The organism is Streptomyces sp. Ag109_O5-1, from assembly GCF_003814875.1.
GTDB lineage: Bacteria > Actinomycetota > Actinomycetes > Streptomycetales > Streptomycetaceae > Streptomyces > Streptomyces sasae.
The window spans coordinates 7,334,757-7,359,709 of record NZ_RKQF01000001.1 but is presented as its reverse complement, the minus strand read 5'-3'; the positions used below and the strand labels follow the sequence as shown (position 1 = coordinate 7,359,709).

Sequence of the window (24,953 nt, the reverse complement as noted above, 5' to 3'; positions counted from 1 at the left end):
CTGAAGTCACCTCAGTCCTTAACCGCTCCGCCCAGCCCGGAGACCAGCCGTCGCAGTACGAGTACGAAGAACACCAGCCCCGGAATCGTCATCACCGTGGACGCCGCCATGACCCCGCCCCGGTCCGGGTCGGCGGGCTTGAAGAACACCAGCAGCGCCATCGGCAGCGTGGACTGCGAAGTGTCGCTGATGATGAAGGACTTGGCGAACAGGAAGTCGTTCCGGGCGGAGATGAAGGAAAACACGCTCGTGGCCACGAGGCCCGGCAGGACGAGCGGGAAAAGGATCTGCCGGAGAAAGCGCGACCGACCCGCCCCGTCGATGTACGCGGCCTCCTCCAGAGCCTCCGGCACCCCTTTGACGAACCCCCGCAGCATCCGGATCGCGAAGGGCAGTGAGAAGGCGATGCGGGGCAGGATCAGCGAGCCAAGCGTGTTCAGCAGACCGAAGTCCCGCATCTGGAAGAACAAGGGGATGCTGAGGGCCTCCACGGGCACCATCCGGGCCACCAGAAACATGATCGACAGGGTGAGCCGGAAGCGGAACCGGAATCGTGTCACGGCGGTCGCCGCGAGAAAGGCGATGAGCGTCGAGACGATCACGACACTGCCCGCGACGACAAGACTGCTGACGAAGTAACGGCCGAATTCCTGCTGTCCGAAGACCCGCCGGAAGGAGTCCGGAGAGGGCGAGAGGGTCCACGGCCGGGGCCGGTCGGACTCGATCTCGCCGGCCGGTTTGAAGGCGCCCAGCCCCATCCAGTACAGCGGAAAGGCCACCACGACGGCGATCGCCACTTGGCGGCCGGGCAGTTTTGTCGTCACCGAACAGGGACATGTAGGCACCGCCGACGACGAGGCCGTACAGGCCGGGCTCGGCCTTGCGGACGGCGCGGGCCGTGGACGCGAGTCCGGCGAGGGTCGTCGGCGGTTTCAGGCCGAGCTTCTTGACGACGTCCGTGCGGTAGTGAAGGGCGCGGACACCGACGCAGCAGGGGGCGCCGTAGACCTTGCCGCCGACGGTCACCGACTGCTTCGCCGTCGGGTCGGTGTCCTTGGCCGCGGGCCACGTGCCGAACTCCTTGGTGATGTCCAAGAGTCCGCCGTCGTGGACGTAACCGGCGGTGTCGGTGTCGCCGTACTCCATGACGTCCGGAGCGGACTTCGGGTCGTTGAACGCGGCCTTGACGCGCTGCGCGCGCGTGTCGACCGGGATGTACTCCACATCGGCCTTGGTGTCCTTGTGCGCCTTCTCGAAGGCGGCGACGAGGAATGCGGGAGCGGGGAGTTTCTTCATGGAGTGACCCTCCGGGGCGCACTCAAGCGGCGAGGACGTGGAAGACACGACAGAGCATTGCAACATATGCAACATCTGTTTCATTCTGCACAACACTACGGAGGTTAAGGACAACATGAACATGCCGACAAGAGGTCTCGACCACTCTGTGACCAGCGGACGCACTCCGCGCAACGCGTGAACACGACAAAGGCCCCGGAGCACGCCAAAGCGTGTCCGGGGCCTTCAGAACCCAGGGGGTGTTACTTGCCCTTGCCCTCACCGTCGCCGCCGCTGCCCATGGAGTCGAAGATCTCCTTGCACATCGGGCACACGGGGTATTTCTTCGGGTCGCGGCCGGGCACCCACACCTTGCCGCACAGCGCCACGACGGGGGTGCCGTCGAGGGCGCTCGCCATGATCTTGTCCTTCTGGACGTAGTGGGCGAAGCGCTCGTGGTCGCCGTCGCCGTGGGACACCTGTGGCGTCGGCTCTACGAGGGTCCCCGTACCAGTCCCGCGCTCGGGCTCAAGAGTGCTCATGCCGCCAAGGGTACCGAGGCCCGCGCGAATCAGTTGAGCGTAGGGTCGTCCGGGTATGTGGCCACCATCGCGAGCTCGCTGCGCTGGCGGCGCAGGACCTCGCGCCAGAGTCTCTCGGGGGACGGGGAGGAGACGTCGCCGGGTTCGGACTCGACGACGTACCAGGCGCCCTCGACCAGTTCGTCCTCCAGCTGACCGGGTCCCCAGCCGGCGTAGCCGGCGAAGATCCTCAGGGAGCCGAGGGCCGAGGCGAGGAGCTCCGGCGGGGCCTCCAGGTCGACCAGGCCGATCGCGCCGTGTACCCGTCGCCAGCCGAGCGGGGCCCGGTCGCCGTTCGCCCCGCCGGGGATGACCGCCACGCCCAGCGCGGAGTCCAGTGACACCGGCCCGCCCTGGAAGACGACACCGGGCTCACCGGCCAGGGATGCCCAGCCCTCCAGGATGTCGCCGACGTCCACCGGGGTGGGACGGTTGAGGACGACACCGAGGGAGCCCTCCTCGTCGTGGTCGAGAAGGAGCACCACCGCACGGTCGAAGTTCGGGTCCGCCAGGGCGGGCGTTGCCACGAGCAGCCGCCCTGTGAGCGAGGACACCTCGGTCATGCCAGACATGATCCCGCATCTTCCCGTCCGATGGGGAGCCAATCGGGGCCCGGGAGTGAATGCAGCCATGATTTGAAGGAGCGGCCTTGTAAGGCCTCGTCTGAGGGTGGTGGTGGGAGACGGGAGGGCGGAAGGTAGCGCCCCCGGCGCACGGTGACCGGCGGTGACCCCATGTGCCCGATGAGGAACCGTTCGTGTTGTGACACAGCTATGACGCAGCTGGGTGGTACTTGGGCTTATGGAAGGGGGCCGATAGGCGATTACTCTGTCTCTCCGGCCCTGCCCAACTCCACGGAACGCGAGATTCATGACCGTCAACGACGATGTCCTGCTTGTCCACGGCGGCACTCCGCTGGAGGGCGAGATCCGGGTCCGCGGTGCGAAGAACCTCGTACCGAAGGCCATGGTCGCCGCTCTGCTGGGCAGTGCGCCGAGCCGGCTGCGCAACGTTCCGGACATCCGTGACGTGCGGGTCGTACGCGGCCTGCTGCAGCTGCACGGAGTGACGGTACGCCCGGGTGAGGAACCCGGTGAGCTGGTGCTCGATCCGACGTACGTGGAGAGCGCGAACGTCGCTGACATCGATGCCCACGCGGGTTCCAGCCGGATCCCGATCCTGTTCTGCGGTCCCCTGCTGCACCGGCTCGGGCACGCGTTCATCCCCGGTCTCGGCGGCTGTGACATCGGCGGCCGGCCGATCGACTTCCACTTCGACGTGCTGCGGCAGTTCGGCGCGACCATCGAGAAGCGCGCGGACGGCCAGTACCTGGAGGCGCCGAAGGGGCTGCGCGGCACGAAGATCCGGCTGCCGTACCCGTCCGTCGGCGCGACCGAGCAGGTGCTGCTGACGGCCGTGATGGCCGACGGGGTCACGGAGTTGTCCAACGCGGCCGTCGAGCCGGAGATCGAGGACCTCATCTGCGTGCTGCAGAAGATGGGCGCGATCATCGCGATCGACACGGACCGCACGATCCGCATCACCGGTGTGGAGAAGCTCGGCGGCTACACCCACCGCGCCCTGTCGGACCGTCTGGAGGCCGCGTCCTGGGCGTCGGCGGCGCTGGCGACCGAGGGCGACATCTACGTCCGGGGCGCCCAGCAGCGCTCGATGATGACGTTCCTGAACACCTACCGGAAGGTGGGCGGTGCCTTCGAGATCGACGACGAGGGCATCCGCTTCTGGCACCCGGGCGGGCAGTTGAAGTCCATCGCCCTGGAGACGGACGTGCACCCGGGCTTCCAGACCGACTGGCAGCAGCCGCTGGTGGTCGCCCTCACCCAGGCGACGGGCCTCTCGATCGTGCACGAGACGGTCTATGAGTCCCGCCTCGGCTTCACCTCCGCGCTGAACCAGATGGGTGCTCACATCCAGCTCTACCGCGAGTGCCTGGGCGGCTCGGCCTGCCGCTTCGGCCAGCGCAACTTCCTGCACTCGGCGGTCGTCTCGGGCCCGACCAAGCTCCAGGGCGCCGATCTGGTCATCCCCGACCTGCGCGGTGGCTTCTCGTACCTCATCGCGGCGCTCGCGGCCCAGGGCACCTCCCGGGTCCACGGCATCGACCTCATCAACCGCGGCTACGAGAACTTCATGGAGAAGCTCGTGGAGCTGGGCGCGAAGGTGGAACTGCCGGGCAAGGCGCTCGGCTAGCACCTCACCAACCAGTACGACGATGGGGCGGCCCCCGGTGGAGGGGCCGCCCCATCGTCGTTGTCACGAGCCGTAGGCCGTCCCGTGGCCTACGGACGCCAGGGTCACTTGCCCTTGGCGGCTTCCTTCAGCTTCGAGCCCGCGGAGACCTTCACGCTGTAGCCGGCGGGGATGTTGATCGGCTCGCCGGTCTGGGGGTTGCGCGCGGTGCGAGCGGCACGGTGGGTGCGCTCGAAGGTCAGGAAGCCGGGGATGGTGACCTTCTCGTCGCCCTTGGAGACGATGTCGCCGACGACGTCGGCGAACGCGGCCAGCACGGCGTCGGCGTCCTTGCGAGTCACCTCGGCACGGTCGGCCAGCGCGGCCACCAGCTCACTGCGGTTCATGTTGTTACTCCCGTGTTCTTCTTGCCATTGAGGCGTGCCACGCGGCGGAGCCGCATGTTGGGCCGGGACGCATCCTGCCCCCACCTGCGGCGGGAACGCCAATCCGGGTGCCGCGCCTACCCTACGGCTGGGCCGAAGGGGGGGTTTCACGACGCGCCGGTTGTACGGCGTGGCAAGTTTCACAGTTGTTTGCCTGGGGGCTGCTGCCCCCAGACCCCCGCCGTTATGCGGATGCGTCGCGATTCGAGTGCCGGCCGGTGGGGGCTTGTCGCGCAGTTCCCCGCGCCCCCAAAGGGGCGCTTACGCGCCCTTCGCCGCCTCGCGCACCGCGCCCGCCACCGCGCCCGCGACCTTCTCGTTGAAGACGCTGGGGATGATGTAGTTCGGGTTCAGCTCGTCCTCGGTCACGACGTCCGCGAGGGCCTTCGCGGCCGCGAGCATCATGTCCGTGTTCACCGTACGGGACTGTGCGTCCAGCAGACCGCGGAAGACACCCGGGAAGACCAGCACGTTGTTGATCTGGTTGGGGAAGTCGGAGCGGCCGGTGGCCACCACGGCGGCCGTCTGGCGGGCGATCGCCGGGTCCACCTCGGGATCGGGGTTCGCGAGCGCGAACACGATCGCACCCTCGGCCATGGCGGCCACGTCGTCGCCGTCGAGGACGTTCGGGGCCGAGACGCCGATGAACACGTCCGCGCCGCGCACGGCCTCCTTGAGGGTGCCGGTGAGGCCCTCGGGGTTGGTGTTGTCGGCGATCCAGCGCAGCGGCGAGTCGGCCGGGGCGCCGACGAGGTCCTCGCGGGCGCCGTGCACGACACCGTGGATGTCGGCGACGACGGCGTTCTTCACGCCGGCCGCGATCAGCAGCTTGAGGATGGCCGTACCGGCCGCGCCGGCGCCGGACATGACGACCCGGATGTTCTCAATCGCCTTGCCCGCGACGCGAAGTGCGTTCGTCAGGGCGGCGAGGACGACGATCGCGGTGCCGTGCTGGTCGTCGTGGAAGACGGGGATGTCGAGGGCCTCGCGCAGCCGTGCCTCGATCTCGAAGCAGCGGGGGGCGGAGATGTCCTCCAGGTTGATGCCGGCGAACCCGGGGGCGATCGCCTTGACGATCTCGACGATCGCGTCGGTGTCCTGGGTGTCCAGGCACAGCGGCCAGGCGTCGATGCCGGCGAACCGCTTGAAGAGGGCCGCCTTGCCCTCCATGACCGGGAGGGCGGCCTTCGGGCCGATGTTGCCGAGGCCCAGCACCGCCGAGCCGTCCGTCACGACCGCAACGGAGTTGCGCTTGATGGTGAGGCGGCGCGCGTCCTCGGGGTTCTCCGCGATCGCCATGCACACGCGGGCCACGCCCGGGGTGTAGATCATGGAGAGGTCGTCACGGTTGCGGATGGGGTGCTTGGACTGCATCTCGATCTTGCCGCCGAGGTGCATCAGGAACGTACGGTCGGAGACCTTGCCGAGGGTGACGCCCTCGATGTGGCGCAGCTGCTCCACGATCTGGTCGGCGTGCGCGGTCGAGGTGGCCGCGATGGTGACGTCGATACGGAGCTTCTCGTGGCCGGACGCGGTGACGTCGAGGCCGGTCACCGAGCCTCCGGAGGACTCCACGGCGGTGGTGAGCTGCGAGACGGCGGTTCCGCTCGCGGGCACCTCCAGCCGGATGGTCATCGAGTAGGAGACGCTGGGCGCCGTTGCCATGGCCGACTTCCTTCGTTTTCACCGTGTCGCGGGTTTTGCCGTCCGATCGTCGCACCTACCGCCGGGTAGGCGTTAGCCGGACCTGGTTTCGTACGTAATGTTCGCGCGCAAAAGAGGCCCACGTCACAGTGTGACGCGGGCCTCTTCGACGTTCATGACACCGACCCGCCATGCTCGCCTCGCGGCAAGTGGTCGCTCGTAGCGACGAAGGTTGGGCCCGGGGGCTTGGATCGAGCCGGTGTCACGACAAGGCTAACAAACGGATCCCGTGCGGCCATTCCCGTCCGGCCACTTCACAGGAAACACCGAGCCGAACGGGTCATGCCCGCAGCCCCTGCCCTCAGTCCCGCAGCAGGTCCGGCACCCCGGCCGCGTCCGGCTCGTCCCGGTCGCCCGAGACCACCGTCAGCTGCTGGGTCGCCCGGGTGAGGGCCACGTACAGCACGCGCAGGCCCGCCGGGGACTCGTCGGCGATCTCCGCGGGCGAGACGACGACCGTCGCGTCGTACTCCAGTCCCTTGGCCTCCAGACTGCCGAGGGCCACCACCCGGTCGCCGAGCCCGGCGAGCCAGCGGGCGGCCTGGGCGCGCCGGTCCATGGCGACGACCACGCCGACCGTGCCGTCGACCAGGTCCAGCAGCCGCTCGGCCTCCGCGCGCACGGTCCGCTCCAGCGCGTCGCCCACGCCGGTGCCGCCGTCCATGGCCACGAAGCGGGGTTCGACGCCGGTGGAGCGGACGGCCGACGGGGACTTGGAGCCGGGCATGGCGAGGGCCAGCACCTTGGCAGCGAGCTCGGCGATCTCCGCCGGGTTGCGGTAGTTCACGGTGAGCTCGAAGCGGCGGCGCGGGCGGGAGCCGAGGGCCTCGTCGCGGGCCTCGGCCGCCTCGTCCGGGTCGGACCAGGAGGACTGGGCGGGGTCGCCGACGACCGTCCAGGTGGCGTGCCGGCCGCGGCGGCCGACCATCCGCCACTGCATCGGGGTGAGGTCCTGGGCCTCGTCGACGATGACGTGGGCGTACTCGACGCGCTCCTGGGCGAGCCGCTCGGCGCGCTCGCGCTGGGACTCCTCGCGGACCGGCATCAGCTCCTCCAGACCGCTGAGCTGGTCCAGCGGGTCCGCCTCGCGCTTCTTCCGGGGGCGGACGGGGGCGCCGAGGATGGCCTGGAGCTCGTCGAGCATGGCGATGTCGTGCACGGTGTGGCCGTCCCGCTTCAGGGAGCGGGCCACCCTGCGGATCTCGCCGGGGTTGAGGATGCGGCGGGCCCAGCGGCCGAGCCGGCGCTCGTCGGCCATCGCGGTGAGGACCGTCTGCGGGGTGAGCTCCGGCCACCAGGCGTCGAGGAACGCGATGAAGGGGTCCTCCGTGAGGATGTCCTCGTCGAAGGAGGAGCGCAGTTCGGCCGCCAGCTCCGGGTCGGTGTGCCGGCCGGCCGCGCCGGAGCGGTTCCACAGGGCGTCGAGGAGCAGCTTGCGGGCGCGGGGGCGCAGCAGGTTGACCGGGGCGGTGCCGCCGAGGGCGTTGTGTCTGATCCGGTCGAGTTCCTCGGCCTCCAGCTCCAGGCGGCGGCCGAAGGCGACGACCCTGAGCCGGGTGGGTGAATCGTTCAGCTCCAGGGCTCCGCGGGCGGCCTTGCGCAGCACCCGGAGCATCCGGGAGGAGCCCTTGGCGCGGGCGGTGGCCGGGGTGTCGTAGAGGGCCGCCTCGGCGCCGTCGACGAGGGAGCCGATGGCGCGGATGGCGACCTGGCCCTCCTCGCCGAGAGACGGCAGAACCCCTTCGGTGTACGCCACGAGCAGCGGGGTCGGGGAGACGATCAGGATGCCGCCCGCGTACCGGCGCCGGTCCTGGTAGAGCAGGTAGGCGGCGCGGTGCAGGGCGACGGCCGTCTTCCCGGTGCCCGGACCGCCCTCGACGTAGGTGACGGAGGCGGCGGGGGCGCGGATGACCAGGTCCTGCTCGGCCTGGATGGAGGCGACGATGTCCCGCATGGTGTGGCTGCGGGCCTGGCCGAGGGCGGCCATCAGGGCGCCGTCGCCGATGACGGGCAGTTCGCGGCCTTCGAGGCGGGCGGTGAGCTCGGGACGCATCAGGTCGTCCTCGACCCCGAGGACCCGGCGGCCCTTGGAGCGGATGACCCGGCGTCGTACGACACGCCCGGGATCCACCGGAGTGGACCTGTAGAAGGGCGCGGCGGCCGGGGCGCGCCAGTCGATCACCAGCGGCGCGTAGTCCTGGTCGAGGACGCCGATACGGCCGATGTGCAGGGTCTCGGCGATGTCCGCGGTGTTGTCGGCGCGGACGGCGCCCTCGGCGGGTTCCACGGCCGTGTAGGCGCCGTCGGGGCCCTTCTTGCCGTCCTTGCCGAGGAGCAGGTCGATCCGGCCGAAGAGGAAGTCCTCGAACTCGTTGTTGAGCCGGTTGAGGTGGACGCCCGCCCGGAAGACCTGGGCGTCCCGCTCGGCGAGTGCGCCGGGCGTGCCTACCTGACCGCGCTTGGCCGCGTCGTTCATCAGGAACTCGGCCTCGTGGATCTTCTCCTCGAGACGCCGGTACACCCGGTCGAGGTGTTCCTGTTCGACGCTGATCTCACGGTCCCGAACGGAGTCCTGGACCGAGTCCTGGACGGAATCCTGTTCGGAGGCGTGAGAACCGACCGCGGATTGCTGAGCCTGAGCGGCCACCGGGCCCCCTTCTGACGTGCTGGGCAGCCGTCAACCGTACGCGAAGGGGGCCCGCTGAAGCTACGCGCTGACCGAGACCAGCTTCTTCCCGCCGAACGTCATGATCTCGAAGTGGTCGATCTGGCTGGGGGTGAAGGCGGCTCCGCCGTGGACGTAGAGAGGCTCCTTGGCCTTCTCCGTCTTGGCGTCCGTGAGGCCGTATCCCCAGTTCGGAACGGACCAGGAGGTCACCGTCTCGCGCTCGCCGTTCTTGCCCACGGCGATGAGCGAGCACTTGTTCGGGCCGGGCACGTTCTTGAGCTGGAGGACCGCGTGGGTGCCCCAGTCCTTCTTCTCAAGAGCGACGGTCGCGGTGACATGCGTCGTCGGGTCCGTGGCCGTCTTCTTGTCGGTCATGGTCTGGAAGGCCGCCTGGGCGGGGCCCATGGCCATGTCCGTGCTGTTGTTGCTGCTGTCCGAGCCGCTCAGCGCCACGCCGGCCATCGTGCCGCCGGCGATCAGCACGACCGAGGCGGCCAGCGCGAAGATGTTGCGCCGACTGCGGACCTTCCGCTTCTCGGCGACCTCCACGACCAGCTTCTCCACCATCCGCGGGCTGGGCCTGGCGGACAGCGACTCACCGATGGACGGTGTGGATCCGGAGCCCGGCAGATCGGCCAGGGCGGCCAGCATGGGCTCCATTCCGGCCAGCTCGTCGAGCTGCTGGGCGCACCATTCACACCCGGCCAGATGGGCCTCGAAAGCGGTTGCCTCGGCATCGTCGAGAATCCCCAGCGCATACGCGCCGACGGTCTCGTGTTCATTGGGCACCGGAGATTCCTGCATGGCACCAGACATACCCGCACCACCTGTGCCGAATCCGCCGTGCCCCCCGTACACACTCATCACGCCGTCACCCCCCGCTCCTCCAGTGCGAGCTTCATCGAACGCAGGGCATAAAAGACCCGTGAACGGACGGTGCCGCTGGGTATGCCCAGCGTCTCGGCCGCCTCGTTGACGGTACGCCCCTTGAAATACGTCTCGACGAGCACCTCCCGGTGGGCCGGGGTCAGGTCGTCGAGAGCGTCAGACAGCGTCATCAGCCACAGCGCCTTGTCGATCTCGTCCTCCGCGGGGATGACCTCCAGCGGCGACGGATCGACCTCCTGCGGCCGGGCCTGCCGGCTGCGGTGACCGTCGATGACGATGCGGCGAGCGACCGTCACCAGCCAGGGGCGTACCGATCCGGTCGCTCGATTGAGCTGGCCGGCGTTCTTCCAGGCACGGATGAGTGTCTCTTGCACGACGTCCTCGGCGCGTTGCCGATCACCGGCGACCAACCGGAGGACATACGCAAGGAGTGGTCCGGCGTGCTCCCTGTACAGGGCACGCATCAGCTCCTCATCTGGTTCCGAGGGCTGGGACATGCGATGTCGGGCCCTCGATCCATGTTCATTGGCCACGGCCGCATCCTTGCGCACGCCCACCTCCGGTGTCCGGGGGTTCCCCCAGTCGGTCGCTCCCCCACCGGTACGGAAGTGACTCGCGGTGTGTTCAACAAGACCCCACATTTTTCCGCGAGGTGACATGACGACCGGGACATGAGCACACATTCCCACCGCGTGATCTTTACATTTCCGACACAACGTCGACGGCGGGCGGGCTGCCCGTACGCGCCCGTCACCAAACGGAGTGTTGCCGAAATCACTTCGGCGGAGCTTCGATGAAGATCCGACAGAAGCCGTGAATGGGACAGGAGTTGGGCGGCGGGTGCCGAAGAGGCGGCCGAGTGGCTCCACCGGAATCAGGCGCGGGTCAATGCGGCGCGCCGCCGGTGCCGGGCCACCCGCTCGCGGTTTCCGCAGACCTCGCTGGAGCACCAGCGGCGCCTGCGCCCCCGCGAGGTGTCCAGGTACACGAGGGGGCAGTTGTCGCCCTCGCACTCCCGGACGGCCGCCCGCGCGACAGGGTCGGTGAGCAGCTCCACGGCGTCCCGGGCGACGGCGGCGAGCAGCGCGGCGCACTCCGGCGGTTCGGCCAACTCCCGCACGAGGCAACCGTCCTCGCCGGGCACGGCGCACGGTGCCGGGGGTGCGGCGGCGCGGGCCAGGTCGTTGACGCGGTCGAGGGCGAGGGCGAGATCGTACGACCGGGTCCCCACGGTGTTCCGTTCTCGCACCAACTGCGCCACATGTCGTCTTAGTTCGCGGAAGCCGAGGAGCCAGCCGGTGTCGGTGTGCGCCAGCGGGGTGCCCGGCGGGACGAGTCCCGAGCCGTGGATCCAGGCCCGCAACGCCCCGGGCGAGTCGAGCCGTTCGCCGGGATGCGCGGTCGCGAGCAGGTCCAGGCAGATCCGCCCGGCGTCGAAGCGCAGCTCGTAGGGGGCCGCGGCCGTACCCAGTGCCATGTGCCTGTCACCGCCTAGGACAGCGAACCGTGTCCCTTCACAGTGCCCGGCTCGGCGGGCGGCCGGAAGCCCTCGTACCGGTGTTCCACGAGGTTCCCGTACGACCCGCGCCCGCCGGGGACTCCGGTGCGTACGGCGCGGGCCGTCCCCGTTCGGTCCGGGGACCCCGGCAGGCCTCGCCTCCCCCGCTCCCGGCCGTGACCCTGTCTCCTGCGAACGCACAGCGAGCCGCCCCAGGGGGACCCCGCCGGGGGACGGCGGTTCAGAAGGGAAACGTTCATGAGCATGCACACCCGGGTCGTCGCGATGGCGGCGGCCGTACTGCTGGGGGCCGGCAGCCTGGCCCTGGCTCCGGCCGCGAGCGCCCGGCGCGCCCGGGGCGAAACGGACCCGAGTGGCGAGCCGGTGGCCGCCCGCTACGGCCCGCCGGCCGGCAGACGATCCCCATAACGTCGTACGACGCTCAGACGATCCCCGTAACGTCGTACGACGTTCAGCCGGTCCGCTGACGTCGTACGGCTCTCAGCCGGTCCGCTCGTCCCCTGTGGCGAAGAACCGCCGCACGTACTCCCCCCGGGGCAGCTCGCTCTCCCGCATGAGCGAGAAGACCTCCACGCCCTCGCCGGGCACCTCGTCCAGGAGGAACGCCTGCGCGAGCTCCACGTACTCCACGTCTTCGAGCACCTCGCAGTACTCGCGCGCCTCGGTCTCCGCCCGCGCGATCGCCTCGTCGAACGACCGCGCGGTCCACAGCGTCACCCGCTCCTCGTACACACCGAGGGCAAGGTGCCGGAAGACGCATCGCACTCCGTACCACTCCACGGCCGCAGTCTCACACGTCGGCGTACTTCGCGTCCGCCGCCGGGTCCAGCGCGAGCCGGTAGCCGCGCTTGACCACCGTCTGGATCAGCTTCGGCGCGCCCAGGGCCGTACGCAGCCGGGCCATCGCCGTCTCCACCGCGTGCTCGTCCCGGCCCGCGCCCGGCAGCGCGCGCAGCAGTTCGGCGCGGGCCACCACCCAGCCCGGCCGCCGGGAGAGCGCCCGCAGCAGGGACATCCCGGCGGGCGGCACCGGCTTCAGCGCGCCGTCGACGAGGACCGCGTGCCCCCGGATCTCCATCCGGTGCCCGGCGACCGGCAACGCCCGTGCGCGCGAGGGCAGTTCCTGGCAGAGCAGCTGTACGAGGGGGCCGAGCCGGAAGCGTTCCGGCTGGACCGTGTCGACGCCGAGGGCCTGCAGCGGCAGCGCGGTGACCGGGCCGACACAGGCGGGTACGACGTCGTGGTTCAGGGCGGCGAGCAGTTCGCCCTGCAGCCCCCGGTGCTCGGCGCGCGACAGCAGCGAGGCGGCGGCGGGCGCGCTGGTGAAGGTGATGGCGTCCACCGAGCGCGACACCACGGCGTCCAGCAGCCGGTCCACCGGCCCGAGGTCCTCCGGCGGCATCCACCGGTACACCGGCACCGGCAGCACCTCCGCGCCGGCGGCCCGCAGCGACTCCACGAACCCGGGCAGCGGCTCCCCGTGCAGCTGTACGGCGATCCGGCGGCCGTCGACGCCCTCCTCCAGGAGCCGGTCGAGCACCTCGGCCATCGACTCGGAGGACGGTGACCACTCCTCGGTCAGCCCGGCGGCCCGGATGGCGCCCTTCACCTTGGGACCGCGGGCGAGCAGCTCGACGTTCCGCAGCCGTTGCAGCAGCTGCTCGCCGAAGCCCCACCCGTCGGCGGCCTCGACCCACCCCCGGAACCCGATCGCGGTGGTCGCCACGACCACGTCCGGCGCCTGGTCGATGATCTCCTTCGTGGCGGCGAGGAGCTCGCCGTCGTCGGCGAGCGGCACGATGCGCAGGGCGGGGGCGTGCAGCACGGCGGCACCGCGCCGCTGGAGCAGTGCCCCGAGCTCGTCGGCCCGGCGCGCGGCCGTGACCCCCACGGTGAATCCCGCGAGGGGCCCGTGCTGACCGCCGCCGCCGTCGTCCGGTCGCTGCTGTTCCTGCTGGTACATGGCTGCTCTCCTAGCTGACCCGCATGCCGAACGAGCCTGTCAACGGTCCGTGACAGGCTCGGTTCGACTTGATGTCACCAGTGTTACGTCACACCTCGGCGTAGCTGAGCTGCGCCTTTGCCTCGGTGGCAGCTGTGGCCTGCCCCTGCGCGGCGGGCCGGCGAAGGTATACGGCCCAGGTCACGGCGAAGCACAGACCGTAGAAGGCCAGGAAGGCGACGAAGGCTCCGGTGCCGCTGCCGTAGGACAGGTACGACTGCCGGAAGGCGAGGTTGATGCCGACGCCACCGAGCGCGCCGACGGCCCCGATGAGGCCCATGGAGGCCCCGGACAGCCGCCGCCCGTAGGCCGCGGCCTCGTCACCGGTGAGCCCCTTGGCGAACGCCTTGGCCTGGAAGATGCCGGGGATCATCTTGTAGGTGGACCCGTTCCCCAGCCCGCTGAGCACGAACAGCACGACGAAGACGGTGACGAAGAGCGGCAGCGACTTCTCGATGCTGGCGACGATGAGGAGGCCGGTGGCGGCGGCCATGCCGACGTAGTTCCACAGGGTGATCTTCGCGCCGCCGTACTTGTCGGCGAGCCAGCCGCCGACGGGCCGGATGAGGGAGCCGAGCAGCGGGCCGATGAAGGTGAGGTAGGCGGCCTGCAGCGGCGTACGCCCGAACTGCACCTGGAGCACCTGCCCGAAGGCGAAGGCGTACCCGATGAACGACCCGAACGTCCCGACGTAGAGGAAGGACATGATCCAGGTGTGAGCGTCCTTGGCGGCGTCGATCGCGGCGCCGGTGTCGTTCTTCACGGTGGCGAGGTTGTCCATGAAGAGCGCGGCGAGGACGGCGGCGACGAGGATCAGCGGGATGTAGATGCCGAGCAGCACGCGCGGCCCGCCGCTCGCCCCGATGATCGCGAGGGCCACCAGCTGGATCACGGGCACGCCGATGTTGCCGCCACCGGCGTTGAGCCCGAGCGCCCACCCTTTCTTCCGGAGCGGGAAGAAGGCGTTGATGTTGGTCATGCTGCTCGCGAAGTTGCCACCGCCGATACCGGCCAGCAGCCCGACGAGCAGGAACGTGTCGAACGACGTCCCCGGCTTCATCACCGCGAACGCAGCGACGGTGGGGATGAGGAGGAGGCCGGCGGAGATGATCGTCCAGTTCCGGCCGCCGAAGAGCGCGACGGCGAAGGTGTACGGCACCCGGACGACCGCGCCGACCAGGGTGACCATCGACGTCAGCAGGAACTTGTCGGCCGGTGTGAGCCCGTACGCCGGGCCCATGAACAGCACCAGCACGGACCACATGGTCCAGATGGAGAACCCGATGTGCTCGGAGAGGACGGAGAAGACCAGGTTCCGCCGGGCGATCTTCTCCCCCTTCTCCTGCCAGAACGCCTCGTCCTCCGGATCCCACTCCTGGATCCAGCGACTACGGGAAGTAGGGGCTGGGGCTGTCATGACGCCTCCACGGTGCTCCGCGTGCTCGGTCTGCCGACTTGGGATGAGTGACTGAGCCCGAAGGTAGGGAGACGGCGTTTCCGCACTGTGGCTGTGGGTGACCGGAAAGGAACGTTGCTCTCACCCTGCGCGGAGGGCGGGTGAGAGGTCCGGGGAGAGGGGCGCGTCAGGGGCCGGGGTACGGCGGCTGCTGGGGCTGGTGGGAGGGCTGCTGGTGGTGGTAGGGGCCCGGGGCGTAGGGGCCGGGGGGCTGCTGGGGCGGGGCGTAGGGACCGGGGGCCGGCGGGGGCGGGGCGTAGGGACCGGGGGCCGGCGGGGGCGGGGCGTAGGGACCGGGAGCGTAGGGCGCGGGCGGCTGCTGACCGTAACCGGCCCCGCCGTACGGGCCCTGACCGCTCTGCCCGCCGTACGGGCCGTAGGGGCCGGCCTGCTGCTGCCACGGCTGCTGCTGGGGCTGATAGGGAGGCTGCTGGACCGGGGCGGCCGGCATCGGCATCGGCGTCGGCGTCGCCGCTGGCATCGGCATCGGAGTACCGGGCGGCAGATACCGCACCCGCCCGCCCTCGCCCGTCACCGGCATGAACCCGGCGGCCTGGAGCCGCTGCGCGAACTTGGCGTTGCGCCCGCGCGTGACGAAGAACCCGAGCCCCATGACCGCCATGGCGATGATCCACACCACCCCGGAGATGACGACGGGGCCCGTGCCGCCGCCGTTGCGCACGGCGGCGAAGACCAGCCCGAGGGTGATGGCACCGGCCGAGAACAGCAACCGCTTCTCGGCGTTCTTCCCAGTGAGGTCGAACTGGATGCGGGCCTTGAGGAGTTCGACGGCGTCGGGGACGAGAGGCGGCAGCGAGACACCGTCGGTGGCGTTCGGGTACTGCGCCCAGTTCTGCGCGGCGCGCGCCCGGCCCTGCGGGCTGTGATCCGGCACGATGAGGAGTTTCAGCACGCTGTTGCGGGAGCCGGTGTGGCGGGCGTCGGCGTACTCGTACCCGAACTGCTGGGCGATGAAGGCGAGCCGGGCGAGCTTCTTCACGGAGGACCAGGCGTTGGTGAGCTCGACGGGCTCGCCACTGGCCATCAGTTGGAACATCTTCCGTACCTGCCGCGTGCTCACAGCGTCCACTCCCCTGATCCGCTCTTCACTTGCGCAACCGAGGCATCCTGCCACGCAGCAAGGAACCACTGAACCCAACTAGGCCTGAAGGAGCCGAACTTGTCTCTCCCTTGACGCGATCCGCTCAAGAACTCCAAACCGGCCGGCAGCTCCCGGCTCATGCTGACATGCGACGCGGCATGCCCCCACTCGTCACGCAGCCAGCTGCCCGCAGTGATCGAATCCGTCTCCTGGCCGGTCAGCGATCAGTCAGCCCTGTCACAGGTACGTCACCTGGTGGACGTACAGGCACTCGTGCCGCGGGACGATCAGATACAGGAAGAATCCGCCGGGGACATGCACGACGTTCCCTTTGGGCCCGACCTCTTGGTATGTGGAGCCGTCGAGGTAGAACGCGGCCGCGGCACGGACCAGCTCGTCGGCCTGCTTCTCGATCTCGGCAACGAAGGCGGGGGGAGAGCCACCGACGACGTACTCCTCGTCGGGGTCGTACTCCCAACGCCAGGTCACCCGGACACCGCCTGCTGGGCCTCGTCCTCGACTGCCCGGAGTTCCGCCATCGCCGCCCGGAACTCGGGGTCGGAGCGACTGTCGGTGCTGTGCAGAGATGCGAGCGCGGCCTGATGGCGGGACCGGAGATCAGGCCGTCGTTCGATCTCCACGCGAGCCCGCCAATAGACGAGCCAGTGCTGGAGGTGACCGATCTTGCCGTCCTGGAGGGCAGCCGCCAGCGCCTGTTCCTTCTGCTGTTCCATCTCACCCAGCCGGTGCGGGGCGATACGCGCCAGCGCGACACGAACCGCGTCGGGGGTCGGCTCGGGGCGCGGGATCAGCTCATGACCATGGTCGGGTTGCGTGGTCATGTGGCGACTCCTCCTTCCTACACTTCCTACCCCCACCGTACTGGCCACCACGGACAACGACGTGGCCTCACGACGTAGTGGCGGCATCACGCGACAACCTTCCGCGATCCCTCGGCTTTCCAGCCCCCCACCTCGAACCACAGCAGTTTCCCCGCACCGCGGTCGAGCGGGCCGCCGTCTCCGATGGGCCAGCCGCCCCAGGAGTCGGCGTACTCCTGTACGAGATGCAGCCCGCGCCCCTGCTCCGCGTCCGGCGTGGCTGGCCGGGCGCTGTCCCAGGGAGTCTCGCCGAACGGAGCGGGGATGCCCGGGTGACGGTCCCAGACCCCGACCCGGAGCCGGCCGTCAGCGAGGGCGGTCAGGCGGAGAGAGGCGGGGCCGTTCGTGTGCCGGTAGGCGTTGGTGATCAGCTCCGAGGTCAGCAGCTCGACGACGTCGAGGATTTCCTGTCTGCCGTGACTGCTCAACGCCGCCCGTACGGTCATGCGTGCGACGCGTGCCGCGCGGGGATCGTGTGGCAGGCGAAGGGCGTACACCCAGGTGTCAGGCAGGGATACGGTGCCCATGGAGACCTCCGACGGGAGAAGGGGGCGAAGGGAACTTGGGGCTCGCTCGACGGCCGCGCCCGGCGGTGGCTCTGCCTGGGATGGTGCGCTTCCGGCTTGTGGGCGGGGAAGTTGGGCGGTGCGTTACTACCGTAGGGCCGATGGATAGATGCATCTAACGTAATTCCCTGGATGCATCCATGCTTCACTCGTGTGAGGGAGCACAGCGCCGCGTCGCGGCCAGGAAGGAGACGGCGTGCCACCCACCGACAGCCCCACGCTCCGACAGCGACGGCTGGGTGTTGAGCTGCGCAGACTGCGGGAGCGGGCCGGACTCACCGCCACGAGTGCCGGTGAACTGCTCGGCGTCAACCAGGCACGCGTCAGCATGATCGAGACCGGCCGCACTCCGGTCGGCGCCGACCGACTGCGCTCCATGGCGCGGGCTTACGCCTGCTCGGACCAGGCCCTTGTGGACGCGCTGGCCGCGATGACAGGTCGGCGTACTCGCGGCTGGTGGGATGGCTACCGCGACCATCTGCCAGTTGGCCTCATCGACCTCGCCGAGTTGGAGCACCATGCAGTGGCGCTGCGTGTCGCTCTGGTGATTCACATCCCCGCGCTGCTCCAGACGACCGACTATGCCCGGGCCCTCTTCAAGGAAGCCGTGCCCGCGCTGCGGCAGTACGAGATCGAGCACCGGGTCAGCCATCGCATCAAGCGGCAGGAAATCCTGCACCGCGAGAGCCCGCCCCAGTACACGGCGGTGATCCACGAGTGTGCACTGCACATGGGATTCGGCGGCCCCGCCACGATGCGCGCTCAGCTCAAGCATCTGCTGGACATGAGCGAGTCGGGGCATGTGACTCTGCGGGTCATCCCGTTCGGCAGGGGCTCCTTCCCCGGTACGGGACAGTCCGTCGACTATCTGATGGGGCCGGTGCCTCAGCTCGACACCGTTCAGCTGGACACCCACCATGGGTGTGAATTCCTCTATGCCGAGGCTCAGTTGGAGAAGTACGGTCTTGTGCTCGACCGCATGGAGGAAAACGCGCTCGAACCCGCAGAGTCCCGTGACCTGATCCGTAACATCGCCAAGACCATCTGAGGGAACCGTGTCCGAATTTCACTGGCAGAAGTCCACGTACAGCCCCGACGCCTCGAACTGCATCGAGATAGCCCACACCCTCGCGGCCATCCACATCCGCGACTCGAAGAACACCGACGGCCCTCACCTCACCGTCAAACCTCACGCCTGGGCCCACTTCGTTTCCCACACGGCGCAACCCAAGCTCTGATCCCCAAGTTCCCGCCACTCTCACCCGGCCTGGGTTCCATATATCGGCGAGTAGAACCTCCGACACCATGACAGCGGAATTCTTGATGGATCTCGACGAGGGCATGGTCGAGTACTTCCGGGACATCGCGAACGAGATGATCTCGCGGTTCGGCATTTCCCGGGCGGAAGCCGTGGCAAGGATCAACGAGCGGTATCACGACGCGGAGATCTCTGCGTACCCCGATCTCATGTGCCACGAGTTCCCGGAGTACTGGTCGTACGGCCTGTACTACTACCCGAACGAGTCCGGGCGCCTGCCCACCGGCGATGAGGGCGACGAGGGCTTCGATCTGTCCACCCTGCGCGCCCGCCCCGCACCACCCAAGGACTCGTCCTACTGGGCGCCAGAGGCTTGAGCGCGGTGCGCGCCGTCCGGTCAGTAGCATTGCCATGCCACCATGCGTGGAGGAGTGTGCGGCTGCGCGTCGGAAGACTGCGTGCAGGACGAAGCCAGCTGAAGCGAACCTCAGCGCTCCTTGGCACAATCGGGCCCATGGGAACAGACATCCACGGCTGGGTGGAGTGCCGCACCTGGCGGGATGGCCTGGACTACGACGCGACGGCATGGTGCCGGGCGATCAGCCTCTCAATGCTGGGCATGCCGAGGGACTACGACGGCTTCGCCTGCCTCTTCGGAGTACGCGACTTCCAGGCCATGTGGCGCCCGGTGGCGGCGAACCGCGGCCTCCCGCCGGACACGTCCCCCGAGGTCCACGCCGAACACGCCACCTGGGCCGCTTCGGCCTTCGCGGAGACCTGGCTGACCTGGCCGGAGGCGAGGGCGGTCGACTGGACGGAACCGGCGATCCCCCTCACCACGCACATCACCCGCTACCACCGCGCCCCGGACGGCACCCTGCGCCTGATCCACCACCACGACTGGAGCAGAGCCTTCGCCAGAGCAAGCGGCATCAACACACTGACGACGTCGCCGACGGACCTGGCCGACGACTATCCGGAGGGCACGGAGTGGACCACGGGCACCACGCTCTACCGAGCCGAACGCGCCTGCCGCCGGGACGCGGTCCCCGAGGACGGACCATGGGCCCCGGTATGGGCGGCAATGGAGACGCTGGCGGGGGTGCACGGCGATGAGAACGTGCGGTTGGTGGCGTGGTTCGACGAGTAACTACTGCCGCCAGCAGTCTCCCCCTTGCGAGACGATGTCGGTGGTCCGCCAGACACCATCGGAGTTCCGTCGACCTTAGCCTCGGACAGCATCACCTTGCGGTCGAAGTTCCGGGCCTTGCCGATCCGCGTGTCGCCCTTGTCGATGCGAGCAGACTACGGCCGTGGTGACGAGGATGGCCACCGTGGGCGGGACACATGAACTCGAGGCCCCGCAGTTGGCGCTGCTCCTGTCTGATGTCAGCTTCTCGGTGATCCGGATGCGGCGGTTGGGCAGGCGGTGGTCACTTCCAGTGCAGTGACTTGGCGACCGCCTCGAACAGGTCGACCAGGGCGTCGGCGAACATGTCCAAGGACGTCGAGAACGTGAGCAGTAGGACGGCTTGGGTGTTCGGCACCTTGACCGCGTAGTCGACGACCGTCACAGGCAGTTGGTTGCCCGTCGAGTCGTCGGCGTCCGGCACGGTACGGGTGCGCCGCATGGTCGCGGGTCCCGCGAAGGGGAGAACGACGTCGGTGATCTCCTGGGACCGGCCCCTCGCTGCGAGGCGGACGTCCTCCCCATCAGGGGCGACGGTGACGAGGAGAGAGGAGGACAGGGGCACCGGGCCGACAGAGGTCGTCGAGATGTAGAGCTCGACGCCGCCGTTCTTGTAGCCCTCTTCCGCACGAGTGCGTACGGCCTTGACGAATTCCCGCTTGAGCAGGACGGCATCGTCCTGGCCCTCGAAGACCCGATCGGCAAGTGCGCGAATCGGAGCCTTCCAGCCGTCGGGTTCGAGTGGAATCCTGAACCAGCCGTCAGGAACGACCAGGCCGTAATCGCTCGGCGGGACGTTTTCTCCGTCGGTACGGCCGCCGTCGGCGACGGCATCCGCCATTCCTCAGCCTTCCTTGATCTCGGCAAGTTCCAACGACTCGGCCAGTGTCTGCGCCAACTCCAGCAGCGCTTCGCCGAAGACGAGGTTCGTCCACGTCATCCGGAGGACCAGGATGTTGTCGACCTGTGGCGGGATCACCGCGTAAGTGACCGTCTCCGTCATCGTCTTCTTCTTGAAGAGCGACCCCGTCTCGACCGAGAGAAGTTCCTGAACCCGTACACCGGGACCGACCGGCAGGTTCACCTCGGTCACGCTGCGGCGCTCGGGGGACGAGGGCAGGACGTCCGCCAGGAGATCCTGCAGACGATCCACGGAGCGGTATCCATCGCCGTCGTAGTCGTGGACCTCGTACACGGCGGTCAACGCCTTCGCCGCATCGATCACAAAGGCGTAGGCGAAGGTGGGATCCCCCAGCTCGGCCGTGGCCGCCACGCGCGCCAACGACGATGCCAGCTCGCGGAGTTCACTTCGCGGTGCGTCTGCACCCAGGTGATTCCGGGCCGCCTGCTTGGACCACTCCCCGAACTCCGCGTCCTGGCCCACGGGAAGTCTGATGCTGCCTTCGGGCTCGGCGATCAGACACTGCCACGCCACGTCGTCGCTCACTCGGGAATCCTTCTGCCTGTCACGAGCCCACCGTCCAAGCGGACTTCCACTTGTTGTACGGATTATCCCATTCTGTGAGGCCGTGGAGCTTGTCATTTCCGTCGATGGCGGTGGCCGCGACGGTGTACCCGAGCCACCTCTGTCCGGCGGACCGCACATAGTCGGTGAACTTCATTCCGCCCATGCTTTCGAACTTCCCGAGAATCGGTACCTCTTTCAGCGCCTTGCTGGACTCGACCCACTCCGGGTTCCCGAAGGGCCGGACTCCCCGCCAGGCGTCCCTGCCGAACAGCTTGCCGGCATCCTTGAAGTCCTTGAGTCCCTTCACCGCGTCCACCGTGTCCCTGTAGACCACCCCGGGATTCAGAACATGCTGGAACTCCCGCAGTTTCCCGAAAGCTCCGGGCAGGTCACCCGCGAGTCTCCGTGACGCCTCTTCGGCGGCCTCGTTGGCGACCTTGGTGGCCTTGCCCTTCAGCGTGTTGGCCGCCTTAGCCGATCTACCGGTCAGCGTGTTGGCGGCGAGGAAGTCCGCACGGGCGGAGCGGCTCGCCGTCTGAACACCCCGCACGCCCGCCGCAGCCGCCTTGCCCGCGCTCAACGCGGCCCGCCCCAGCCCGAGCGTCAGCAGTGCCACGCCGTCCAGGACCAGGTCGGCGATGCTCGCGTCACCGGAGAAGACGAGCACCAGGTGGCAGGCGAGGGACACCACCGTCGCAAGCAGAGCGATCGCGTCCAGTACACCCGCCAGGGCCCAGCCGATCACCGGGATCCAGCCCACCAACAGCGAAGCGAGGGCGCAGGCTGTCGCCACCCAGCCGGCGATGTCCGCGACGCTCTTCAGTGCCCCCTTGATGTTCTCCCAGGTGGAGTCCTTCAGTTTGTCGTGGTCGATGAGCGCTTCCAGTGCCCGGGCCGCCTTCTCCCCGGCCCGGTTGCGGGCGTTCTTGGCGGCGTGCACCCGCTTGATGGCGTCCTGAATACGACCGTCGACCTCGTCCCGCTTCGTCGTCAGGTCGTGTTTCTTCTGTTCGTAGTCGTCCGCGGACTTGTCCAGGGCATCGAGCGATTTTCCGAGTCGGTCCCGCTCCTCGCGGTCACGTTCGGCGTCGTTGCGGGCCTTGTCCGCCGCCTGCTGGGATGACGACAGGACGGAGGCGTACTTCTCGTCCGGCAGGTCGGCCTGCTCGCCCAGGAGGTCGGCAGCCGTCTCGAAGCGGTCCAGGACCTTCTTCAGCCGTCCGACGGTCCCCTCAGCCGTCTTGCGGAACTCGTCGGCCGCGTCGCTCTGCCAACCCTCCACACCGCAGAGGGCTTCGATGTTGCCTGTCTGCTTCCTGATGGCATCGGCCACCGAACGGAAGCGCCGACCCAGCTTCGCTACGGCATCGGGGTCTCCAGACACCGGATCCGAGTCCAGTTCGACCGGCGACCAGTCCTTGGGTCGGGACATCATCCGCCTTGCTTCTGGGGCTTCTGCTCCTGTTTGCGGACCGCGTTGGCGAGGTCGGTGTCTATCTGTTCGTACGCCTCGGACGCGGCCTTCGTGATCCCCGCGAGCTTGCTCAACTCCCCTTCGAGCTTCCCCCGCTTGTAGTCCCAGTTACCGGCGAAGTCGTCGAGCCGGTCGGTGAGTTCTTCATGACCGATGACCTCACGGCTCCAGCCGTACTTGTCCTTGTCGTCGAGCCGCCCCAGTTCATCGACGATCTTCGTGATGCCCGTGGAAACGGTCTTGAGCACGTCGAGATCGTCGATCCGGGTCCTGTCCCCCATGACGCCTCCTACAGCCGGGACGCCCCGGCTGACGCATCCCTCACCTGTTGACGGACTGGATCTCCTGCACGATGACATCCTGGGTGGCCCCGAAAGTCCCGTCGTCCAGGGGTCCGCCCGACCCTCCTGTGCCGGTCCAGCTGATCTTCCAGGTGATCGTGGCCTTGAGCGGGTACGAGCCCGTGCCCGAGGACCGCAGGTACTTCACCCCACAGGGTGGCGTCTCGTCGGCCTTCCCCTTGGCATAGGCCTCACCGATGCTGCCGTTCTTGAATTCGCAGACACCCGAGGACGGATACGTCACCGCATCCGAGGTACCGGGGTCGATCTCGAGTGAGTACGGCGTGGCGGTGGTGGTGGCGCTGATGCCCAACACGGGGACGGACGCAGTGACGGAGACCGGCCTGAACGCGGCGCTGTCCAGCCAGGCCCAGGTGGGAAGGTTGACCTTCGTCTTGTCCGCCGGGGCCAGGGTCACCTTCGTACCGGGTACGCGGATCTCGTTGTAGGCGAGTTGGGAGAGGATCTCCGGGGTGACCGCCTGGGGGATGTCGGCCGGCGGCTTGTTTCCTGTGTCCACCCAGAAGATGGGCTTCGTGCAGTCGAGTGCGCCGGGGTCTCCCTCACGACCCTTCGTGACGTACGAGTCCCACCAGTAGCCTTTACCGGCCTTGTCCTTGTTGAAATCCTTGTACGGGTGCCCGTTGACGTAGCGATCGCGCTGCGAGGCATCCCACTCGTAACCCGTCGAGTCGGCCTCCCAGATCGGTGTCAGATAGGCCTCAAGCGCATCAGGTGAGTACTTGGGCGCGTAGTAACAGGCCGGCGGGGTCCACGTCGTGGTCGGCGTCACCGCCCCGGTCGACGTCCCGGAACCGTTCTTGGAAAGGTCGTAGACGACGGCACCGGCGGTCGCGGAAAGCTCGCCGTTCTTCTGATCACCGTTCACCTGGCTGTTGGTGCCAGAGCCTCCCCCAGGAGTGATGGTGGCCCAAGCCGCCGGCCCGGAGGTCCACAACACAATGCCGGCGACGAAAGCACATGCGGTTCCTCTGGCTACGGCTGACACTGAGCTGCCCCCCTGATGGAAATAATCTGCGATGTCTGCCAGACGCCGTCGGAGTTCTTGTCGAGCCTCGTGTTGTACGAGACGTAGCTGTCCTTGTTGACAGGCGTTTTGTTGATCTTTCCGGTCTTCTTGTTCTTGCTGAAGCCCTTGCTCTCATCACCGCAGAACGTGAGGATGGCCGACGTCTTGCTCTTGAGCGTCACCTTGCGGTCGTAGTACCGGACAACGCCGGTGATCGTGACATTGGCCTTCTTGAACTGGGCAACCCAGGACAGCGTGGCCTCAAGAGCCTTACCGGTGTTGTAGTAGGCGAGTCCCGCACCCTTGGGATCTGTCCCGGTGATAGCGGCGTCCTCCGCCCGCGCCCTTTCCGCACCGTCCGCGAGCACCGCGTCCTTCACCGCGTCCCCCGTCTGGCCGCCCTCGAAGGTCAACGTCATATCCGACGGCAACGTGATCTTCGGCCGCCCCGGCTCAGTCGCCGAAGCCGAAGTACTGGGCGAACCCGGTGCCGACGACCCCGTGTCCGCTCCCGCGATCTTGTCATTCGCCTTGGAACTTCCTCCCCCTCCGCCGCAGCCGGCGAGCAGAAGCGCCACCGCCACTCCGGCGGTTGCTGTCGTGAGCAGGCGAGGGCGGCGGGTCACAGTGGGCTCCTGATGGGGCGGGTGATGTCGAAGAAAGCACCGGATACGGTAGCCGGATTAGCGCCGAAGACACCAGAGCGAACGACTGAACGCCGTTCCTACGAAGTGTGCAGAAGCAGGGTAATAAGGGGTCAACTGCAGTTACTCGACGGGGTATTGGTTGCCAGACTGTGACATGGCGACAGCAGTCCGTGGCCGCACGCTTGGCCCCTGCAAAGAGTTACGCTCGCAGCCGTTGCTCCCCCCTTTGATCACGGGACGGCCTTCACTTCCAACCGACCGGACCTGT

Annotated in this window: 28 protein-coding genes and 1 pseudogene; 6 read left to right on the top strand and 23 right to left on the bottom strand. The window is 68.4% G+C overall.

Going from position 1 to position 24,953, the window contains the following annotated elements:
- Positions 1-11: 11 nt before the first annotated feature.
- The 4 genes and pseudogenes from EDD90_RS33380 to EDD90_RS33365 all read right to left on the bottom strand — a co-directional run bounded on the left by EDD90_RS33380 (position 12) and on the right by EDD90_RS33365 (position 2,419).
- Positions 12-824 (bottom strand): carbohydrate ABC transporter permease, encoded by an 813-nt coding sequence (locus EDD90_RS33380; protein WP_260328273.1) that lies wholly within the window; start codon positions 822-824, stop codon positions 12-14.
- A 13-nt stretch (positions 825-837) separates the two neighbouring features.
- Positions 838-1,269, bottom strand: a pseudogene (locus EDD90_RS33375) (ABC transporter substrate-binding protein); the annotation flags it as partial.
- 269 nt (positions 1,270-1,538) lie between these two features.
- Positions 1,539-1,817 carry a DUF3039 domain-containing protein gene (locus tag EDD90_RS33370; RefSeq protein WP_123976602.1) on the bottom strand — a complete coding sequence of 93 codons (279 nt, stop codon included), beginning with the start codon at positions 1,815-1,817 and terminating at the stop codon, positions 1,539-1,541.
- A gap of 29 nt (positions 1,818-1,846) precedes the next feature.
- Positions 1,847-2,419, bottom strand: a complete 573-nt coding sequence (locus EDD90_RS33365; protein WP_185149302.1) for a YqgE/AlgH family protein — start codon at positions 2,417-2,419, stop codon at positions 1,847-1,849.
- A 307-nt stretch (positions 2,420-2,726) separates the two neighbouring features.
- Between EDD90_RS33365 and murA the strand changes: the two genes are divergently transcribed.
- Entirely contained in the window at positions 2,727-4,067 is a 1,341-nt protein-coding gene (gene murA / locus EDD90_RS33360) for a UDP-N-acetylglucosamine 1-carboxyvinyltransferase (RefSeq protein ID WP_123976600.1), read from the top strand.
- A 104-nt stretch (positions 4,068-4,171) separates the two neighbouring features.
- Here murA and EDD90_RS33355 read toward each other — a convergent pair whose 3' ends face one another.
- From EDD90_RS33355 to EDD90_RS33330, 6 genes are all read right to left on the bottom strand, one after another.
- The gene (locus EDD90_RS33355; RefSeq protein ID WP_046733427.1) at positions 4,172-4,453 is read right to left on the bottom strand and encodes an HU family DNA-binding protein; all 282 of its coding nucleotides are present in this window, start codon (positions 4,451-4,453) and stop codon (positions 4,172-4,174) included.
- 300 nt (positions 4,454-4,753) lie between these two features.
- Positions 4,754-6,157, bottom strand: coding sequence for an NAD-dependent malic enzyme (locus EDD90_RS33350; RefSeq protein WP_123976599.1), 1,404 nt, complete (start codon positions 6,155-6,157; stop codon positions 4,754-4,756).
- A gap of 340 nt (positions 6,158-6,497) precedes the next feature.
- Positions 6,498-8,843 (bottom strand): UvrD-helicase domain-containing protein, encoded by a 2,346-nt coding sequence (locus tag EDD90_RS33345; RefSeq protein ID WP_185149301.1) that lies wholly within the window; start codon positions 8,841-8,843, stop codon positions 6,498-6,500.
- A 60-nt stretch (positions 8,844-8,903) separates the two neighbouring features.
- The gene (locus EDD90_RS33340; protein WP_311737229.1) at positions 8,904-9,728 is read right to left on the bottom strand and encodes an anti-sigma factor; all 825 of its coding nucleotides are present in this window, start codon (positions 9,726-9,728) and stop codon (positions 8,904-8,906) included.
- Positions 9,728-10,249 carry a sigma-70 family RNA polymerase sigma factor gene (locus EDD90_RS33335; protein ID WP_010039908.1) on the bottom strand — a complete coding sequence of 174 codons (522 nt, stop codon included), beginning with the start codon at positions 10,247-10,249 and terminating at the stop codon, positions 9,728-9,730. The genes EDD90_RS33340 and EDD90_RS33335 overlap by 1 nt, the downstream gene beginning before the upstream one ends.
- A gap of 377 nt (positions 10,250-10,626) precedes the next feature.
- The gene (locus tag EDD90_RS33330; RefSeq protein WP_123976596.1) at positions 10,627-11,229 is read right to left on the bottom strand and encodes an ABATE domain-containing protein; all 603 of its coding nucleotides are present in this window, start codon (positions 11,227-11,229) and stop codon (positions 10,627-10,629) included.
- 279 nt (positions 11,230-11,508) lie between these two features.
- Between EDD90_RS33330 and EDD90_RS55755 the strand changes: the two genes are divergently transcribed.
- Positions 11,509-11,679: a hypothetical protein gene (locus tag EDD90_RS55755; protein WP_185149299.1), complete on the top strand. Its 171-nt coding sequence runs from the start codon at positions 11,509-11,511 to the stop codon at positions 11,677-11,679.
- Positions 11,680-11,751: 72 nt separating this feature from the next.
- Here the strand turns inward: EDD90_RS55755 and EDD90_RS33325 are convergent, their stop codons facing one another.
- The 7 genes from EDD90_RS33325 to EDD90_RS33295 all read right to left on the bottom strand — a co-directional run bounded on the left by EDD90_RS33325 (position 11,752) and on the right by EDD90_RS33295 (position 17,239).
- A complete protein-coding gene (locus EDD90_RS33325) occupies positions 11,752-12,051 on the bottom strand; it encodes a hypothetical protein (protein ID WP_123976595.1) in 300 nt (99 codons plus the stop codon).
- A gap of 10 nt (positions 12,052-12,061) precedes the next feature.
- Positions 12,062-13,234: a uroporphyrinogen-III synthase gene (locus tag EDD90_RS33320; protein ID WP_123976594.1), complete on the bottom strand. Its 1,173-nt coding sequence runs from the start codon at positions 13,232-13,234 to the stop codon at positions 12,062-12,064.
- Positions 13,235-13,322: 88 nt separating this feature from the next.
- Positions 13,323-14,690 (bottom strand): NarK/NasA family nitrate transporter, encoded by a 1,368-nt coding sequence (locus EDD90_RS33315; protein ID WP_123976593.1) that lies wholly within the window; start codon positions 14,688-14,690, stop codon positions 13,323-13,325.
- A gap of 166 nt (positions 14,691-14,856) precedes the next feature.
- On the bottom strand, positions 14,857-15,810 hold the full coding sequence (locus EDD90_RS55750; RefSeq protein ID WP_185149298.1) for a hypothetical protein: 954 nt from the start codon (positions 15,808-15,810) through the stop codon (positions 14,857-14,859).
- Positions 15,811-16,068: 258 nt separating this feature from the next.
- Entirely contained in the window at positions 16,069-16,320 is a 252-nt protein-coding gene (locus EDD90_RS33305) for a hypothetical protein (RefSeq protein WP_123976592.1), read from the bottom strand.
- Complete coding sequence (locus EDD90_RS33300; protein WP_123976591.1) at positions 16,317-16,673, bottom strand: hypothetical protein; 357 nt, start codon at positions 16,671-16,673, stop codon at positions 16,317-16,319. The genes EDD90_RS33305 and EDD90_RS33300 overlap by 4 nt, the downstream gene beginning before the upstream one ends.
- 86 nt (positions 16,674-16,759) lie before the next feature.
- Entirely contained in the window at positions 16,760-17,239 is a 480-nt protein-coding gene (locus tag EDD90_RS33295) for an ATP-binding protein (RefSeq protein WP_123976590.1), read from the bottom strand.
- Between the two features lie 235 nt (positions 17,240-17,474).
- On the opposite strand from EDD90_RS33295, the gene EDD90_RS33290 reads away from it, so the two are divergent.
- The 4 genes from EDD90_RS33290 (at position 17,475) to EDD90_RS33275 (ending at position 19,686) form a co-directional block, all read left to right on the top strand.
- The gene (locus EDD90_RS33290; protein ID WP_123976589.1) at positions 17,475-18,326 is read left to right on the top strand and encodes a helix-turn-helix transcriptional regulator; all 852 of its coding nucleotides are present in this window, start codon (positions 17,475-17,477) and stop codon (positions 18,324-18,326) included.
- 7 nt (positions 18,327-18,333) lie between these two features.
- Positions 18,334-18,516 carry a DUF397 domain-containing protein gene (locus EDD90_RS33285; RefSeq protein ID WP_123976588.1) on the top strand — a complete coding sequence of 61 codons (183 nt, stop codon included), beginning with the start codon at positions 18,334-18,336 and terminating at the stop codon, positions 18,514-18,516.
- A gap of 67 nt (positions 18,517-18,583) precedes the next feature.
- The gene (locus EDD90_RS33280; protein WP_123976587.1) at positions 18,584-18,913 is read left to right on the top strand and encodes a hypothetical protein; all 330 of its coding nucleotides are present in this window, start codon (positions 18,584-18,586) and stop codon (positions 18,911-18,913) included.
- Positions 18,914-19,050: 137 nt separating this feature from the next.
- Positions 19,051-19,686 carry a hypothetical protein gene (locus EDD90_RS33275; protein ID WP_123976586.1) on the top strand — a complete coding sequence of 212 codons (636 nt, stop codon included), beginning with the start codon at positions 19,051-19,053 and terminating at the stop codon, positions 19,684-19,686.
- A 283-nt stretch (positions 19,687-19,969) separates the two neighbouring features.
- On the opposite strand, the gene EDD90_RS33270 is transcribed toward EDD90_RS33275, so the two are convergent.
- From EDD90_RS33270 to EDD90_RS33245, 6 genes are read right to left on the bottom strand one after another with little or no spacing between them, the layout of a single operon-like run.
- Positions 19,970-20,566 carry a hypothetical protein gene (locus tag EDD90_RS33270; protein ID WP_123976585.1) on the bottom strand — a complete coding sequence of 199 codons (597 nt, stop codon included), beginning with the start codon at positions 20,564-20,566 and terminating at the stop codon, positions 19,970-19,972.
- Between the two features lie 3 nt (positions 20,567-20,569).
- Complete coding sequence (locus EDD90_RS33265) at positions 20,570-21,172, bottom strand: hypothetical protein (RefSeq protein ID WP_123976584.1); 603 nt, start codon at positions 21,170-21,172, stop codon at positions 20,570-20,572.
- A gap of 19 nt (positions 21,173-21,191) precedes the next feature.
- Positions 21,192-22,628 (bottom strand): WXG100 family type VII secretion target, encoded by a 1,437-nt coding sequence (locus tag EDD90_RS33260; protein WP_123976583.1) that lies wholly within the window; start codon positions 22,626-22,628, stop codon positions 21,192-21,194.
- The gene (locus tag EDD90_RS33255; RefSeq protein WP_123976582.1) at positions 22,625-22,948 is read right to left on the bottom strand and encodes a hypothetical protein; all 324 of its coding nucleotides are present in this window, start codon (positions 22,946-22,948) and stop codon (positions 22,625-22,627) included. Before EDD90_RS33255 ends, EDD90_RS33260 begins: the two co-directional genes overlap by 4 nt.
- Positions 22,949-22,988: 40 nt before the next feature.
- Positions 22,989-23,972 carry a hypothetical protein gene (locus EDD90_RS33250; RefSeq protein WP_398928658.1) on the bottom strand — a complete coding sequence of 328 codons (984 nt, stop codon included), beginning with the start codon at positions 23,970-23,972 and terminating at the stop codon, positions 22,989-22,991.
- Positions 23,973-24,004: 32 nt separating this feature from the next.
- Positions 24,005-24,664 (bottom strand): hypothetical protein, encoded by a 660-nt coding sequence (locus EDD90_RS33245; RefSeq protein ID WP_260328272.1) that lies wholly within the window; start codon positions 24,662-24,664, stop codon positions 24,005-24,007.
- Positions 24,665-24,953: the final 289 nt, after the last annotated feature.

Bases quoted from the DNA above. Each gene is read 5' to 3' on its own strand.
- EDD90_RS33370 (WP_123976602.1), bottom strand. From the start codon at position 1,817: ATGAGCACTCTTGAGCCCGAGCGCGGGACTGGTACGGGGACCCTCGTA.
- EDD90_RS33365 (WP_185149302.1), bottom strand. From the start codon at position 2,419: ATGACCGAGGTGTCCTCGCTCACAGGGCGGCTGCTCGTGGCAACGCCC.
- murA (WP_123976600.1), top strand. From the start codon at position 2,727: ATGACCGTCAACGACGATGTCCTGCTTGTCCACGGCGGCACTCCGCTG.
- EDD90_RS33355 (WP_046733427.1), bottom strand. From the start codon at position 4,453: ATGAACCGCAGTGAGCTGGTGGCCGCGCTGGCCGACCGTGCCGAGGTG.
- EDD90_RS33350 (WP_123976599.1), bottom strand. From the start codon at position 6,157: ATGGCAACGGCGCCCAGCGTCTCCTACTCGATGACCATCCGGCTGGAG.
- EDD90_RS33340 (WP_311737229.1), bottom strand. From the start codon at position 9,728: ATGAGTGTGTACGGGGGGCACGGCGGATTCGGCACAGGTGGTGCGGGT.
- EDD90_RS33335 (WP_010039908.1), bottom strand. From the start codon at position 10,249: ATGTCCCAGCCCTCGGAACCAGATGAGGAGCTGATGCGTGCCCTGTAC.
- EDD90_RS33330 (WP_123976596.1), bottom strand. From the start codon at position 11,229: ATGGCACTGGGTACGGCCGCGGCCCCCTACGAGCTGCGCTTCGACGCC.
- EDD90_RS55755 (WP_185149299.1), top strand. From the start codon at position 11,509: ATGAGCATGCACACCCGGGTCGTCGCGATGGCGGCGGCCGTACTGCTG.
- EDD90_RS33320 (WP_123976594.1), bottom strand. From the start codon at position 13,234: ATGTACCAGCAGGAACAGCAGCGACCGGACGACGGCGGCGGCGGTCAG.
- EDD90_RS33315 (WP_123976593.1), bottom strand. From the start codon at position 14,690: ATGACAGCCCCAGCCCCTACTTCCCGTAGTCGCTGGATCCAGGAGTGG.
- EDD90_RS33300 (WP_123976591.1), bottom strand. From the start codon at position 16,673: ATGACCACGCAACCCGACCATGGTCATGAGCTGATCCCGCGCCCCGAG.
- EDD90_RS33295 (WP_123976590.1), bottom strand. From the start codon at position 17,239: ATGGGCACCGTATCCCTGCCTGACACCTGGGTGTACGCCCTTCGCCTG.
- EDD90_RS33280 (WP_123976587.1), top strand. From the start codon at position 18,584: ATGACAGCGGAATTCTTGATGGATCTCGACGAGGGCATGGTCGAGTAC.
- EDD90_RS33275 (WP_123976586.1), top strand. From the start codon at position 19,051: ATGGGAACAGACATCCACGGCTGGGTGGAGTGCCGCACCTGGCGGGAT.
- EDD90_RS33270 (WP_123976585.1), bottom strand. From the start codon at position 20,566: ATGGCGGATGCCGTCGCCGACGGCGGCCGTACCGACGGAGAAAACGTC.
- EDD90_RS33260 (WP_123976583.1), bottom strand. From the start codon at position 22,628: ATGATGTCCCGACCCAAGGACTGGTCGCCGGTCGAACTGGACTCGGAT.
- EDD90_RS33255 (WP_123976582.1), bottom strand. From the start codon at position 22,948: ATGGGGGACAGGACCCGGATCGACGATCTCGACGTGCTCAAGACCGTT.